The organism is Curtobacterium sp. MCPF17_001 (assembly GCF_003234615.1).
Classification (GTDB): domain Bacteria; phylum Actinomycetota; class Actinomycetes; order Actinomycetales; family Microbacteriaceae; genus Curtobacterium.
Genome location: NZ_QKSL01000002.1, coordinates 32,559 through 46,748, shown reverse-complemented (window position 1 = coordinate 46,748; position 14,190 = coordinate 32,559). Strand labels below are relative to the sequence as shown.

The following is a 14,190-nucleotide window of genomic DNA, read 5'->3' as shown; positions in this document are numbered from 1 at the left end:
CAGGCAGCCCCACAGCATGTTCAACACATCGAAGAAGAACAAGAAGGGCCGTCGCTCCCCCCTGGCGACCGTGTCCCTGCTCGCCGTCGCCCTCATGACGACCGGTGGTGCGTACGCACTGTTCAGCACGTCGGCCAACGCCGACGACAGCACCAGCACCACGCTGGCCGCATCCAGCCAGTCCCAGGTCAACGAGGGTCAGAAGCTCTTCGCGTCGAACTGCGCCACGTGCCACGGGCTGTCGGCACAGGGCACCAGCGAAGGCCCGTCCCTCATCGGTGTCGGCTCGGCAGCGGTCGACTTCCAGGTCGGGACCGGCCGCATGCCGCTCGCCGCCCAGGGCCCGCAGGGTGAAGAGAAGCCCGAGCAGTTCACGGACCAGCAGGTCGACGCCATGGCGGCCTACGTCGCCTCCCTCGGCCCCGGCCCGTCGGTCCCGTCGTCGAAGCTCACCGACGGCGCAGAGGGTGACGCTGCCGAAGGTGCCGAGCTCTTCCGCATCAACTGCGCGATGTGCCACAACGTCGCCGGCGCCGGTGGCGCGCTGACCGAGGGCAAGTACGCACCGAACCTGCGCGACGTGTCCGGCAAGCACATCTACGAGGCGATGCTCACCGGCCCGCAGAACATGCCGGTGTTCAACGACCTGAACCTGACCCCGGACCAGAAGGCCGACGTCATCACGTACCTGAAGTACGTGCAGGACAACAGGTCGCCCGGTGGCTTCGGCCTGGGTGACCTCGGCCCGGTCGCCGAGGGTCTGTTCATCTGGATCTTCGGTCTCGGAGCGGTCGTCGCGATGACCGTCTGGCTGACCGCGAAGACCAACTGATCGTCCGTGTCGCACGACACTGAAGGGAACACCATGGCAGAGCACGACGACGAGGCACTGAACTCGTCCTCGGCTGTCGAGAGGCACGACGCGAACCAGCCGGTCGGGACCGCGGTCCTGCCCCACGATCCGTTCGAGAACCCGGGCGAGCCGCCGCACCGCGCGCGCCGCACGGACGTCGACTCGAAGAAGCAGCGTCTGGCCGAGCGCCAGGTCGCCACGTTCTTCTACGTGTCGATCGTCGCGAGCGTGCTCTCGATCGCCGCGTACATCGCCTTCCCGATCGACCCGGACGAGTTCGGAACGGTCCGTACCGCGAACCTGTTCCTCGGTCTCTCCATCACGCTCGCCCTGCTCGCCCTGGGCATCGGTGCCGTCTACTGGTCGAAGACGCTCGTCTCCGACCGCGAGATCACCGAGATGCGCCACACCACGCGTGGCACGGACGCGACCCGCGCCAAGGCCGTCGAAGCCTTCCAGCTCGCCGACAAGGAGTCCGGCTTCAGCCGTCGCAAGCTGATCCGCAACTCGCTCATCGGTGCCCTGGTCGCCTTCCCGCTGCCCGGCATCGTCCTGGTGCGCGACCTCGCGCCGAAGGAAGACCCGAACGAGCTGCTCCGTCACACCTTCTGGAAGTCGGGCCTCCGCCTGACCAAGGACCCGACGGGTCTGCCGATCAAGGCGTCCGACGTCACCATCGGATCGGTGTTCCACGTCATCCCCGAGGGCATGCTCGACTCCGAGCACATGCTCGAGGAGAAGGCCAAGGCCGCCGTCCTCCTGATGCGCCTGGACCCGAAGGACCTCAACCCCGCCAAGGGCCACGAGAACTGGGGCTACGACGGCATCGTCGCCTACTCCAAGATCTGCACCCACGTCGGATGCCCGGTCGCGCTCTACGAGCAGCAGACGCACCACCTGCTGTGCCCGTGCCACCAGTCCACCTTCGATGTCTCGAACAACTGCGAGGTCATCTTCGGACCGGCGGCCCGCCCCCTTCCCCAACTTCCGATCTCGGTCGATGACGACGGCTACCTGGTCGCACAGAGCGACTTCCACGAGCCGGTCGGCCCGTCCTTCTGGGAGCGTGCCCGCTCATGAGCAGCACAACGACCACCACCCCCACCACCGAGTCGGCGAACAAGCCGGCTCCTGACCGTGGCTCGCGTCTGATCAACTACACCGCGAACTACATCGACGAGCGCACGAGCATCTCCGGCCTGGTGAAGGAGGTCGGTCGCAAGATCTTCCCCGACCACTGGAGCTTCATGCTCGGTGAGGTCGCGCTCTACAGCTTCGTCGTCGTCCTGCTCTCGGGGACCTTCCTGACGTTCTTCTACCAGGCGTCCATGGCCGAGGTCGTCTACAACGGCACCTACGTCCCGCTCAAGGGCGTCGAGATGTCGGTGGCGCTGCAGTCGACGCTCAACATCTCCTTCGAGATCCGCGGCGGTCTGTTCGTCCGGCAGATCCACCACTGGGCGGCCCTGCTGTTCGTGGCCTCGGTCATGCTGCACATGGCCCGCGTCTTCTTCACCGGCGCGTTCCGCAAGCCGCGTGAGCTCAACTGGGTCTTCGGCTTCGTGCTCTGGGTCCTCGCCATGGCCGAGGGCTTCACCGGGTACTCGCTCCCCGACGACCTGCTGTCCGGCAACGGTCTGCGCATCATCGTCGGCATGATCGAGGGTGTGCCGGTCATCGGTGTCTGGATCGCCTACCTGCTCTTCGGCGGCGAGTTCCCCGGGACCGACATCGTCGGCCGTCTCTACACGCTGCACATCCTGCTGCTGCCGGCGATCCTCGTCGCAGTGCTCGGTGTCCACCTCGTGCTCGTCGTGATCAACAAGCACACCCAGTACGCGGGTCCGGGCAAGACCAACGACAACGTCGTGGGCGTCCCGATCCTGCCGGCGTTCGCCGCGAAGGCCGGTGGCTTCTTCTTCATCGTCGCCGGCATCCTCGCCGCCATCGCGTCGTTCTTCACGATCAACCCGATCTGGAACTACGGCCCGTACGACCCCTCCCCCGTGTCCGCCGGTACCCAGCCTGACTGGTACATCGGCTTCGCGGACGGTGCGCTCCGTCTGGTGCCGCCGCACTGGGAGGTCAACTGGTTCAGCTACACGATCTCGTTCAACATCCTCGTTCCGATCGCGGTCCTCATGGGTCTGATCATCGCGATCTTCGTGTACCCGTTCATCGAGGCCTGGGTCACGGGAGACGAGCGGGAGCACCACATCGCCGACCGCCCGCGCAATGCCCCGACCCGGACCGCTCTCGGCGTCGCCGGCATCACGCTCTACGGTGCGCTGTTCACCGCGGCGTCGTCCGACCTCATCGCGACCCACTTCATGGTGTCGATCAACCACGTGATCCACGTGCTCCAGGCAACGACGGTCCTCGGTCCGTTCGTGGCCTTCTGGATCACCAAGCGTGTCTGCCTCGCACTGCAGAAGAAGGACCGCGAGATCGTCCTGCACGGGTACGAGTCGGGCCGCATCGTCCGACTGCCGCACGGTGAGTACATCGAGGTGCACGAGCAGCTCGACGAGTACGAGCGCTGGCGTCTGCTGGAGTTCAACGACTACAAGCCGCTGATGATCCGCCCGGACTCCCGTGGTCGCATCACCTCGCTGCAGAAGGCTCGTGCACGCGCCTCCCGCTTCTTCTTCGAAGACCGCATCGAGCCGGTGTCGAAGAACGAGCTCGAAGCCGCGCACGCCGCGCACCACGGTCCCGACCTGGAGGGGACCCACCAGGCCCCACAGGTCGGTGCCGGGACGCACTAGTCTCCTCGGTAACACTCCTCGGCAAGAACGCGAACACCCCTCGTCCACTTCGTGGTCGGGGGGTGTTCGCGTTCGCCTCACCCCGCGGACATCGGACACGCCGCCCCAGTTCACGGGGCGTTCAGACGTGGGTGCTGGAATCGTCGAGGACGGTGTGGCACTGTGTTGCACCACGCACCCGCTGCCAACGGAAGAAGAGACCGATGGACGCCCGGACGGCCGAACACCCCAGGCCGAACCACTTCCTGCTCCACCTCAGCGACACCCACCTCATCGCCGGCGACGGCGCGCTCTACGGGGCCGTCGACTCCGCCGCACGACTCGGCCAGATCATCGCCGAGATCGAAGCCTCCGGATCACGCCCGGAAGCGATCATCATCACGGGCGACGTCGCCGACAAGGGTGAACCGGGTGCCTACGTCAAGGTCCGCGACATCATCGAACCCGCCGCCGAACGTCTCGGCGCGCAGGTCATCTGGGCCATGGGCAACCACGACGAACGCGGCGCCTTCCGACAGGGGCTCTTCGGCCTGCAGCCCACCGACCGCCCCGTCGACTTCGTGTACGACGTGAACGGCCTCCGTGTCATCACACTCGACACGAGCGTGCCCGGACACCACCACGGTGAGGTCTCCCCGGAACAGCTCGACTGGCTCGCCGAGGTCCTCTCCGAAGCGGCACCGCACGGCACGATCCTCGCGATGCACCACCCGCCCGTCCCGAGCGTCCAGGACCTCACCGTCCTCGTGGAGCTCCGCGACCAGCCGGCCCTCGCCGAAGTGGTCGAGGGCAGCGACATCCTCACCATCATCGCCGGCCACCTGCACTACTCGACGAGTGCCGTGTTCGCGGGCATCCCCGTCTCCGTCGCCAGCGCCACCTGCTACACGCAGGACCTCAACGAGTTCCAGGGCGGCACCCGCGGACGGGACGGTGCCCAGTCGTTCAACCTCATGCACGTCTACGGACACCAGGTCGTGCACTCGGTCGTCCCGATCGGCACCTACGCGACCGTCGGCGAACCCGTGTCCTCCATGGAGACCGAAGCGCGGCTCGCTGCTGCCGGGGTCGTCATCCCGACGGCCGTCGAGCCCGCGCCCGTCACGGCCTCGATGCCGGTGTTCACCCTCGACTCGGTGCCGGTGTCCCCGATCCACCGCTGACGGCGTGTACGGGGGCTGGCGGCCGTGCACGTGCCGCCCTGGAGCGGCCTGGGCTCCAAGGCCGTGCTCGCGGGCTCGTCCGGAGCGACCTCGGGAAGTGGCTGGGCTCCGGCGCCGTGCTCGCCCGGAGCGACCTCGGGAGATGGCTGGGCTTCGGCGCCGGGCTCGCAGGCTCGCCCGGAGCGCCCCGGCAGGGCGCTCCGCGCCCTAGGCGCCGGGGCGCTCCCACGGCGCCGGGAAGGGGAAGTAGCGCTCGAGGAAGTCGGTGACCCGCTCCGTACGCTCCTCGTCACTGACCTCTGGGAAGCTGCCGTCGTTCAGGCAGAACATGTCGACGTTCCGCTTCTTCAGCAGCTCGTCGAGCTCCCGGAGCCCCGCTTCCATCGTCGTGTCGATGTACCCGACGGTCGCGTTCTCCTGGATGATCGCCCGACCCGTGAGCAGCGCGTAGTAGTGGTAGAGCGAGTTCGTCACGGAGATGTTGTCCGCCGCACGGAACCGGGAGCCGGCGGTCGCAGCGAACTCCGCCGCGAACTCGTGCTCCATCTCGGTCATGATGCTCTTCCGCAGCGGCGTGGCAGCGTGCTCCAGGTGCCGCGTGGTGACCGCGCCGAACCGCTGCTGCAGGAGCTTCCGGTTCACCCGTGCCGAGTTCTCGAAGCCGCTGCGTGCCGGGTTGTTCGTCCCGAGCCCGATGCGGGTGGTCGCGAGGATGAACTTCGTCACCGAACCCGGGCTGAAGAACACCGACGGGTCGACCTGGCGCCCGAAGAACATGTCGTCGTTCGAGTAGATGAAGTGCTCGCTGAGCCCCGGGATGTGGTGCAGCTGCGCCTCGACGGCCTGGGAGTTGTGGGTCGGCAGGACCGAGGGGTCGGCGAAGAACTCCTCGCTGCGGACGATGCGCACCTTCGGGTGGTCCGCCAGCCACTCGGGCGCCGGTGAGTCGGTCGCGATGTAGATGCGGCGGATCCAGGGCGCGAAGATGTGGACCGACCGGAGCGCGTACTTCAGCTCGTTGATCTGCCGGAAGCGGGCGGGGGCGTCGTCGCCCTCCCCCAGGACGGCGTTCGCCTGCGCGGCCTGACGGGCCCGCTGGTACTCGATCGCGTTGCCGTCCACCCACGAGAAGACGATGTCGATCGGGAACCGGATGTCGGAGACGTGGTCGTCGAACATGTGCTCGACGGTCGACCAGCCGCGACCGTAGCGCTCGATGTCGACGAGGACGAACTCCTCGATCGGCAGGCTGCGTCGCATCAGGGCGTTCTCGACGGGCGCCAGGACCTCGGTCTCGGTCACACGCCAGAACTCGAGCTGCACACTCGTCTCGGCGCCGTACCGCAGACGGCCCATCGGCTCGAGGCGCGGACGGAACAGGCGCAGGACGGGCTCGTCGGCCGAACCGAAGCCGTCGTCGACGACGAGCAGGGCGGCCTTGCCCGGCGGCTTCGCGTAGAACGGCTCCCCGGCGGCGGCGTCCATCACGGCGCTCTCGGCCCGCTGGCGGTCACGCTCGTCGACGGCGATGACCGGACGCTGGTCGTTGCCGCGGATGAGCAGGTGGTCGACGTCGCCGGCGGTGAGGGCGTCGTCGAGGAACAGCAGGTCCTCGATCATCGACTGCTGGGGCGTGAGGTGCCCGTTGATGAGGGTGAGCCGTCCCTTGCGGAGGACGACGTCAGGACGGTCGAGACCGCCGGAGGACGGTCGAGGGGTCAGCAGAGGACTCTCGGTCACCGGCTCGGTCTCGTTGCTCATCCATGCCTTCCAGGTCACGCCGCCGTACTCGATGCACAGCACCTGCGATCTTACCGGGAGGCGCGGCGTCAGTCCGCCGCGCGCGGCACCTTGACCGCGATCCCGACGACGATGAAGAGCGCCGCCGCCACGAGCTGCAGCGCCGCCCACAGCTGCCCCGGGATCGGCAGCACCACGACCGGGTTCCAGCAAACGGCGACGGCCGCGGTGAGGACCGCCGCCCACCAGGCGCGTCCACGGATCGCGAAGACCAGGACGATGAGCGCCAACACCGTGACGCCCCAGCGCGCGAACACGAACGCCGAGGAGTCGAGGAACGCCACGCAGGCCAGGAGCACCACGGCTGCGAGGAGCGACGGGGCCAGGGCCGGACGGGTGAAGTCCGGCAGGGTCCGTCCGTCGCGGCCCGACCCGCTCCCGTGGGTGGCGCTGCGCGAGCCCTGCCGCGACGAGTCCTGCCGCGACGAGCCCTGCCGCGATGAGCTCTGCGGAGACGAGGCCGCCTGCTGCGAAGACCCGATCGCCGGCCGTCCCTTCCGTGCCGTCATCGGTCCTGGGCGTCGCGCAGGTCCGCCAGCGAGATCGGCCGTGACATCGGCGGCAGCTCACGGACACGCTCGAGCGCCGGCACGAGTTCGGCGACGTAGGCGCGGTACCCGTCCTCGTCGAGGTGCAACCCGTCGTCGGTGAACCGCTCGTCGAGGTGGTCCCCGTCGGCCAGGGCCGGCCAGAGGTCGAGGTACTGCGCGTGGCAGGTGGCGACGAACTGACGGAGGTGCCGGTTTGCCTGCTCGATCTTCTGCGTGTACTCGGCCTGCCGCGGCAGGATCGACACCAGCAGCAGTCGGACGCCCGGCAGCGCGCGACGGAGGCTCACCAGGGCCGACTCGACGTTCCGCACGACGTGCTCGGCGCTGGCACGGTGGTGGCCGAAGTCGTTCGTCCCGATCAGGAGGACGATGACCTCGGGTGCGGCCTGCACGACCTCGTCCAGGCGTGCCAGGACTCCGTCGGTGGTGTCGCCGTCGACGCCGAGGGTGATCGTCCGCTCGTCGGGCAGCCACTGTCCCCAGTCGCCGCCCGCGGTGATGCTGTCACCGAGGAACAGGACACCGCCTCCGGCCGGGCGTTCGCCGCCCGTGCTGCCGCCGTCCGTACCGTCGTCGCTCATGCCGCCTCCTCGTGCGCTGGCTGCGCGTCGTCATTCTGGTACGTGGAGTTGCGCTGCGTCGAGTCGGTACGGTGCGCCTCCCGTTCGGCCCGGGCGGTGATCCGCTCGACCATGCCGGGGAAGATCACTCCGTGGAACGGCAGGATGCCGTACCAGTAGAGCCGTCCGGCCAGGCCCTGCGGGAAGTAGATCGCCCGCTGGTGGTAGTCGCTGCCGCCGTCGTCCGACGGGGTGACGGTCATCTCGAGCCAGGCGCGCCCCGGCGACTTGAACTCGGCCCGGAGGCGCAGGTACCGACCGCGCACCAACCGTTCGACGCGCCACCAGTCCAGCGCGTCGCCCTGCTCGAGACGCTTCGGGTCGCGACGGCCGCGGTTCAGGCCGACACCGCCGGCGATCTTGTCGAGCCAACCGCGAGCGACCCAGGCGAGCGGGAACGAGTACCACCCGTTCTCGCCCCCGATCGACTCGACGACGCTCCACACGGCCTCCGGTGGCGCGGACGAGTGCCGCTTGCGGTCGTCGACGTAGACGGTGTGGCCGGCCCATTCCGGGTCGCTCGGCAGCGGATCGGCCGACCCGCTCGAGAGCGTCGCGTTCCGCCAGCTCGTCTCGACGTCGCCCTTGCGCATCTTCGCCAGTGCGAGCCGGACCGCTCGGCGGTACGAGGTGAGTCCGCCCTCCGGCTGCGGGATGACGTCGTCGATGTCGTGTTCACGCTGGACGCACTCGAACTGCAGCGACTCGATGATCGGGGTCGCGAGCTTCCGCGGGATCGGCGTGACGACGTTGAACCAGTGCGCCGCCAGTCGTGGGGTGAGGACCGGGAGGACCGTGATCGGTCGCTGCGGCAGCTTCGCCTCCACCGCGTAGCCGTTGAGCATCTGCCCGTACCGGAGCACGTCCGGCCCGCCGATGTCGAACGTGCGGTTGACGTCGGCGGGGATCGTGAGTGCTTCGACCAGGTAGTAGAGGACGTCGCGGACGGCGATGGGCTGGATGTGGTTCCGCACCCAGCGCGGCGCGGGCATCCACGGCAGGACGTCCGTCAGGTGCCGGATCATCTCGAACGACGTGCTGCCTGAGCCGATGACGACGCCCGCCTGCAGCGCGACGGTCGGCACCCCGGAGCCGAGGAGGATCTCCCCCACCTCTTTCCGGCTGCGCAGGTGCTTGCTGAGGTCGCCGTCCGGGTGCAGACCGCCGAGGTACACGAACCGTTGCACGCCGGCCTCGTGACCGACACGGGCCATGGTCTGGGCGGCGTCGCGTTCGGCCTGCTCGAAGTCGCCGTCCGCTCCCATGGCGTGGGCGAGGTAGTAGACCGCCTCGATCCCGTCGACCGCGGCGGCGACGGCGTCGGCGTCCTGCAGGTCACCCTCGGCGACGGTCACCCGGTCCGCCCAGGGGACGTCCTGGAGCTTCCGGGGGTTGCGGACGAGGAGCCGGACGTCGTGCCCGGCATCGAGGAGTCTGGGGACCAGTCGACCACCGATGTAGCCGGTGGCCCCGGTGACGAGGACGCGCATGCTCCGCACGGTACGCCTCACGCCTGCTTGTAGGCTTGTCGGGTGGACAACGCAGCGCTCCCCGACAACACCGAAGCCGTCACTGCTGATGCCGTGCGTCGACTCATCGACCACGCCGTCCTCAAGCCCGAGCTGAGCCGCTCCGAGGTCGATGCGCAGCTCGACGAGGCCGCCGCGCACCGCGTGTTCAGCGTCTGCGTCCGTCCGGGCGACGTCCTGCACGCCGTCGAGCGCCTGCAGGGCACCGGGGTGGGCGTCGGCACCGTGATCGGCTTCCCGCACGGCACCACCTCGACCGCGGCCAAGGTCGCCGAGTCGCTGCAGGCCCTCGCCGACGGGGCCTTCGAGCTCGACATGGTGCAGGACATCGGCGCCGCGAAGTCCGGTGACTGGCAGCGTGTCGAGCGTGACGTCCGCGCCGTCGTCGATGCCGCCGGGGACACCGTCGTCAAGGTCATCCTCGAGACCGCGTACCTCACCGACGACGAGATCGTCGCCGCCAGTCGTGCCGCCGTCGCCGGTGGTGCCGCGTTCGTCAAGACCTCGACCGGCTTCGCCGGCGGTGGCGCGACCGCCGAGCACATCCGTCTGATGCGTGAGACCGTCGGCCCCGACACCGGTGTGAAGGCCTCCGGCGGCGTCCGCGGCCTGGACACCCTGCTCGAGATGGTCCGGGCCGGCGCGAGCCGCATCGGCACCAGCGCCTCCGCCCGCATCCTCGACGAGGTCGCGCACCGCGTCGCCACCGGTGCGGCCTCGGACCGCGGCGACGACACCTCGTCCTACTGAGCCCCTCTCCCCCGACCGACCTCACCTGGCCGGCCGCGTCCGGACGTGACGACACGTCCCGGACCGCTGCCGGGCCTCCCGACCGCCACACCGGAGTGCGCATGTCCAGCACCACGACCTCGTCCGAGTCCTCGAACCTGGCCCTCGCCGTCGACCTCGGCGGCACGAAGGTCGAGGCCGCGCTGGTCACCGACCAGGGCGTCGTCCTGCCCGCCACCCGGCACCGCAGCCCGACCGGCCCCGGCCGCACGTCCGAGGAGTTGCAGGCCGCGGTCGACGAGGTGGTCGTCGCGACCCTCGCCAGCCTGCCGGAGGACGCGACGCTGGTCGGCGTCGGGATCGGTTCGGCGGGTCCCGTGGACGAGGAGAACGGCCTGGTGTCCCCGCTGAACATGCCGGTCTGGCGCGGCTACCCGCTCCGTGACCGTGTCGCCGCCCACGTGCCTGCCGGGGTCCCGGTGACGCTGCGCATGGACGGGCTCGCGATCACGCTCGCCGAGCACTGGGTCGGTGCCGCGCAGGGCTCTGACCACGTGATGGGCATGATCGTCTCGACCGGCGTCGGTGGCGGGCTGATCCTGCACGGTCGGACCGTGAGCGGGCCGACCGGCAACGCCGGCCACATCGGACACGTCGAGTGCGGTGGGTACGACGACCCCTGCGCTTGCGGTGGCACCGGCTGCCTGGAGGCTGTGGCCAGCGGCCCGAAGACCGTCGCCTGGGCGCGTCGTCAGGGGTTCACCGGCAGCACCGGCGAAGAGCTCGCGGCCGCCTACGCGGCCGGGGACGAGGTCGCCGTGGCCGCGGTCAAGCGGAGCGGTCGCGCGCTCGGTCAGGCCATCGCGGCCGCGACGAGCCTGGTCGACCTGGAGGTCGTGGCGATCGGTGGCGGGTTCTCGCACGTCTCCCCTGACCTGTTCGAGTACGCCCGACAGGCCGTGGCGGAGCGGGTCGAGTTCCCGTTCGTGACGAAGGTGCGGATCGTGCCGACCGGGCTGTCGCAGGACGGCCCGCTCATCGGCGCCGCGGCGCTCGTGCACCGGGCCGACGTCCTCCGCTGACGCCGGTCCACCGCTTGTCCACACCCGCGCCCCCGGTGACGCCGGCTACGCCATCATGTGCTCGTGCCCTCCTCCCGCCTCGTCACCACGGACGACTGGCCGGCGGCGGAACTGCACGCCGCCGTCCTCGCCGGTGACCTCGTCGCGGTCGGTGCCTGCTGGGCGTCGGTCGCCGAACCGCAGGACGCCGCCCTCCGGGCCGCATCGTACGGATGGAGCGTCGGCGATCCGCGGGTCGTCGCCGGTGGCCTGAGCGCCGTGTGGATCTGGGGCGGGTGCTCACGCCCGCCCGTCCCCCACGACGGCTGCGTCCCCGCCGACGAACGGTTCCGCCGACGTGGCGCGTGGACGACCGTGCGCGAGATCGCCCTCGACGACGACGACGTCACCATGTGCGCCGGGGTGCGGGTGCTCACGCCCGAGGCGACCGCCCTCGACCTGCTCCGCGTCCGACGCCGGTTCGGCATGCGGGAAGCCGAGGCCCTCCGCGGACTGGTGGTCGCCGCGGACCTCGACCCGTCGTCCCTCGGACGCTGCCTCGAGCAGGCGGAACGGGCGCCGATGGGACGGCAGGCGCAGCGGCGGTTCCGCGACACCGGGTTCGACCGGACCGATCGGAGCCCGGCCTGACCGGCACTGCGCGGCCTGCCCGGCACTGCCCGGCCTGACCGGCACTGCCCGGGTCAGCCCGCGCTGACCCGGTACACGTCGTACACCGCGTCGATGCGGCGGACGGCGTTCAGCACGCGGTCGAGGTGCGTGGTGTCGCCCATCTCGAACACGAACCGTGACAATGCCAGGCGGTCGGACGACGTCGAGACGGTGGCCGACAGGATGTTCACGTGGTGGTCGGTGAGCACCCGGGTGACGTCGCTGAGCAGGCCGGACCGGTCGAGCGCCTCGATCTGGATCTGCACGAGGAACACCGACTTCGACGACGGGGCCCACTCGACCTCGATCATCCGGTCCGGCTCGTTCATCAGTGACTTGACGTTCGTGCACGACGCCTGGTGCACCGAGACGCCCTGGCCGCGGGTGATGAAGCCCACGATCTGGTCGCCCGGCACCGGAGTGCAGCACTTCGCGAGCTTCACGAGGATGTCCGGCGCACCGCGGACGAGCACGCCGCTGTCGCTGTTGCGCAGCTGTCGGCTCGTGACGTGACGCGGGAACGAGAGTTCCGGCTCGTCGGTCTCGGTCTCCGTCTGGATGCTGCCGAGTGCCTTCTCGATGACCGACTGGCTGGAGACGTGGCCCTCGCCGACTGCCGCGTAGAGCGCAGCGACGTCGTCGTACCGCATGGCCGACGCCACCTCGGAGATGGTGTCCTGGCTCATGATGCGCTGGAGCGGCAGGTTCTGCTTCCGCATCGCCCGCGCGATCGCGTCACGGCCCTGCTCGATCGCCTCTTCGCGACGTTCCTTCGTGAACCACTGCTTGATCTTGTTCCGCGCTCGCGGGCTGCGGACGAACGTCAGCCAGTCCTGGCTCGGCCCGGAGTCGGGGTTCTTCGACGTGAAGATCTCGACGACGTCACCGCTCGACAGCGCGCTCTCGAGGGGCACCAACCGCCCGTTGACCTTGGCGCCCATCGTGCGGTGCCCGATCTCGGTGTGCACGGCGTAGGCGAAGTCGACCGGCGTGGCACCGGCGGGCAGGCCGATGACCTTGCCCTGCGGGGTGAAGACGTAGGTCTCCTTCGCACCGATCTCGTACCGCAGCGAGTCGAGGAACTCGGCCGGGTCGCTGGTCTCCGCCTGCCAGTCGGTGATGTGCGCGAGCCACGCCATGTCCTGGTCGGACTGGCTCGAGCTCTCGGCGTCACGCCCGGTGACGCGCTGCTTGTACTTCCAGTGCGCGGCGACACCGAACTCGGCACGCTGGTGCATCTCGTGCGTGCGGATCTGGATCTCGACCGCGCGCCCCTGCGGCCCGAGGACCGTCGTGTGCAGCGACTGGTACAGGTTGAACTTCGGCGTCGCGATGTAGTCCTTGAAGCGACCGGGCAGTGGCGTCCACCGCGCGTGCACCGCACCGAGCATCGCGTAGCAGTCGCGGACCGTGGGGACGAGGACGCGGATGCCGACCAGGTCGTAGATCTCGTCGAACTCGCGCCCGCGCACGATCATCTTCTGGTAGATCGAGTAGTACTGCTTCGGGCGGCCCATGACGTCGCCCCGGATCTTGGCGGCCTTCAGGTCCTTCTTCAGGGTCCCGGTGACGCTCTGCACGAACTGCTCGCGCTTGGGCTGCCGCTCCTTGACCAGGCTGTCGATCTCGACGTAGAGCTTCGGGTGGAGCACCGCGAAGGACAGGTCCTCGAGCTCCAGCTTGATCATCTGGATGCCGAGGCGGTGCGCGAGCGGCGCGTAGATCTCGAGCGTCTCCTTCGCCTTGCGCGATGCGGAGGCGGACTCCACGAAACCCCAGGTGCGGGCGTTGTGCAGGCGGTCGGCGAGCTTGATGACGAGTACCCGGATGTCCTTCGACATCGCGATCACCATCTTGCGGACGGTCTCGGCCTGGGCGCTGTCGCCGTACTTGACCTTGTCGAGCTTCGTGACGCCGTCGACGAGCATCGCGATCTCGTCGCCGAAGTCCTCGCGCAACTGGTCGAGCTGGTAGTCGGTGTCCTCCACCGTGTCGTGCAGCAGCGCGGCCGCGATCGTGATCGTGCCGATGCCGAGGTCGGCGAGGATCTGCGCCACGGCCACGGGGTGGGTGATGTACGGCTCGCCCGACTTCCGCTTCTGCCCGTCGTGCGCACGCTCGGCGACGGAGTACGCGCGCTCGATCAGCGTCGTGTCCGCCTTGGGGTGGTGCGACCGGACCGTGCGGATCAGGGTGTCGACGGCGCCCGCGGGCTGCGCGCGAGAGAACAGCCGCGGCAACAGGGAGCGGAGCGAACCGAGGTTCCCCGTCGTGTTCGCACCGAGCGGCGGACTGGACGGCCGCGGTGCCGAACCGGGCCGCGAGCCGTCGCCGGGACGGGACGCACCGCCGGACCCAGGAGCACCGCCGGACCGGGAGGCTGCGCCGGCATCCGGCTGCGAGGACTCACGCGTGTCGGTCATGCTGCGCCTCCCGGGACTCGA

12 protein-coding genes are annotated in these 14,190 nt (G+C 69.4%); 7 read left to right on the top strand and 5 right to left on the bottom strand.

Features of this window, described 5'->3' with window-relative positions; genetic code table 11:
• The first annotated feature begins 16 nt into the window (after positions 1 to 16).
• The 4 genes from DEJ24_RS02350 (at position 17) to DEJ24_RS02335 (ending at position 4,784) form a co-directional block, all read left to right on the top strand.
• The gene (locus DEJ24_RS02350) at positions 17 to 832 is read left to right on the top strand and encodes a cytochrome c (RefSeq protein ID WP_111077139.1); all 816 of its coding nucleotides are present in this window, start codon (positions 17 to 19) and stop codon (positions 830 to 832) included.
• 33 nt (positions 833 to 865) lie between these two features.
• Positions 866 to 1,933: a ubiquinol-cytochrome c reductase iron-sulfur subunit gene (locus tag DEJ24_RS02345; RefSeq protein ID WP_111077138.1), complete on the top strand. Its 1,068-nt coding sequence runs from the start codon at positions 866 to 868 to the stop codon at positions 1,931 to 1,933.
• On the top strand, positions 1,930 to 3,621 hold the full coding sequence (locus DEJ24_RS02340) for a cytochrome bc complex cytochrome b subunit (RefSeq protein ID WP_111077137.1): 1,692 nt from the start codon (positions 1,930 to 1,932) through the stop codon (positions 3,619 to 3,621). The genes DEJ24_RS02345 and DEJ24_RS02340 overlap by 4 nt, the downstream gene beginning before the upstream one ends.
• Before the next feature lie 203 nt (positions 3,622 to 3,824).
• A complete protein-coding gene (locus DEJ24_RS02335; protein ID WP_111077136.1) occupies positions 3,825 to 4,784 on the top strand; it encodes a phosphodiesterase in 960 nt (319 codons plus the stop codon).
• A gap of 207 nt (positions 4,785 to 4,991) precedes the next feature.
• Here DEJ24_RS02335 and DEJ24_RS02330 read toward each other — a convergent pair whose 3' ends face one another.
• From DEJ24_RS02330 to DEJ24_RS02315, 4 genes are all read right to left on the bottom strand, one after another.
• A complete protein-coding gene (locus DEJ24_RS02330) occupies positions 4,992 to 6,545 on the bottom strand; it encodes a stealth conserved region 3 domain-containing protein (RefSeq protein ID WP_111077340.1) in 1,554 nt (517 codons plus the stop codon).
• Between the two features lie 68 nt (positions 6,546 to 6,613).
• Positions 6,614 to 7,093: a DUF6804 family protein gene (locus DEJ24_RS02325; RefSeq protein ID WP_181436506.1), complete on the bottom strand. Its 480-nt coding sequence runs from the start codon at positions 7,091 to 7,093 to the stop codon at positions 6,614 to 6,616.
• Complete coding sequence (locus DEJ24_RS02320) at positions 7,090 to 7,716, bottom strand: GDSL-type esterase/lipase family protein (RefSeq protein WP_111077135.1); 627 nt, start codon at positions 7,714 to 7,716, stop codon at positions 7,090 to 7,092. Before DEJ24_RS02320 ends, DEJ24_RS02325 begins: the two co-directional genes overlap by 4 nt.
• Positions 7,713 to 9,245: an SDR family oxidoreductase gene (locus DEJ24_RS02315; RefSeq protein WP_111077134.1), complete on the bottom strand. Its 1,533-nt coding sequence runs from the start codon at positions 9,243 to 9,245 to the stop codon at positions 7,713 to 7,715. The genes DEJ24_RS02320 and DEJ24_RS02315 overlap by 4 nt, the downstream gene beginning before the upstream one ends.
• A gap of 42 nt (positions 9,246 to 9,287) precedes the next feature.
• Between DEJ24_RS02315 and deoC the strand changes: the two genes are divergently transcribed.
• The 3 genes from deoC to DEJ24_RS02300 all read left to right on the top strand — a co-directional run bounded on the left by deoC (position 9,288) and on the right by DEJ24_RS02300 (position 11,725).
• Positions 9,288 to 10,034 (top strand): deoxyribose-phosphate aldolase, encoded by a 747-nt coding sequence (deoC, locus tag DEJ24_RS02310; RefSeq protein WP_111077133.1) that lies wholly within the window; start codon positions 9,288 to 9,290, stop codon positions 10,032 to 10,034.
• Between the two features lie 101 nt (positions 10,035 to 10,135).
• Complete coding sequence (locus DEJ24_RS02305) at positions 10,136 to 11,095, top strand: ROK family protein (RefSeq protein WP_111077132.1); 960 nt, start codon at positions 10,136 to 10,138, stop codon at positions 11,093 to 11,095.
• A gap of 63 nt (positions 11,096 to 11,158) precedes the next feature.
• Positions 11,159 to 11,725: a type IV toxin-antitoxin system AbiEi family antitoxin gene (locus DEJ24_RS02300; RefSeq protein ID WP_181436505.1), complete on the top strand. Its 567-nt coding sequence runs from the start codon at positions 11,159 to 11,161 to the stop codon at positions 11,723 to 11,725.
• A 53-nt stretch (positions 11,726 to 11,778) separates the two neighbouring features.
• Here DEJ24_RS02300 and DEJ24_RS02295 read toward each other — a convergent pair whose 3' ends face one another.
• Complete coding sequence (locus tag DEJ24_RS02295) at positions 11,779 to 14,169, bottom strand: bifunctional (p)ppGpp synthetase/guanosine-3',5'-bis(diphosphate) 3'-pyrophosphohydrolase (RefSeq protein WP_258374680.1); 2,391 nt, start codon at positions 14,167 to 14,169, stop codon at positions 11,779 to 11,781.
• Between the last annotated feature and the right edge of the window lie 21 nt (positions 14,170 to 14,190).

Excerpts from the sequence above, each read along its gene's own strand:
- DEJ24_RS02350 (WP_111077139.1), top strand. The coding sequence starts at position 17 with ATGTTCAACACATCGAAGAAGAACAAGAAGGGCCGTCGCTCCCCCCTG.
- DEJ24_RS02345 (WP_111077138.1), top strand. The coding sequence starts at position 866 with ATGGCAGAGCACGACGACGAGGCACTGAACTCGTCCTCGGCTGTCGAG.
- DEJ24_RS02340 (WP_111077137.1), top strand. The coding sequence starts at position 1,930 with ATGAGCAGCACAACGACCACCACCCCCACCACCGAGTCGGCGAACAAG.
- DEJ24_RS02335 (WP_111077136.1), top strand. The coding sequence starts at position 3,825 with ATGGACGCCCGGACGGCCGAACACCCCAGGCCGAACCACTTCCTGCTC.
- DEJ24_RS02330 (WP_111077340.1), bottom strand. The coding sequence starts at position 6,545 with ATGAGCAACGAGACCGAGCCGGTGACCGAGAGTCCTCTGCTGACCCCT.
- DEJ24_RS02325 (WP_181436506.1), bottom strand. The coding sequence starts at position 7,093 with ATGACGGCACGGAAGGGACGGCCGGCGATCGGGTCTTCGCAGCAGGCG.
- DEJ24_RS02320 (WP_111077135.1), bottom strand. The coding sequence starts at position 7,716 with ATGAGCGACGACGGTACGGACGGCGGCAGCACGGGCGGCGAACGCCCG.
- DEJ24_RS02315 (WP_111077134.1), bottom strand. The coding sequence starts at position 9,245 with ATGCGCGTCCTCGTCACCGGGGCCACCGGCTACATCGGTGGTCGACTG.
- DEJ24_RS02305 (WP_111077132.1), top strand. The coding sequence starts at position 10,136 with ATGTCCAGCACCACGACCTCGTCCGAGTCCTCGAACCTGGCCCTCGCC.
- DEJ24_RS02295 (WP_258374680.1), bottom strand. The coding sequence starts at position 14,169 with ATGACCGACACGCGTGAGTCCTCGCAGCCGGATGCCGGCGCAGCCTCC.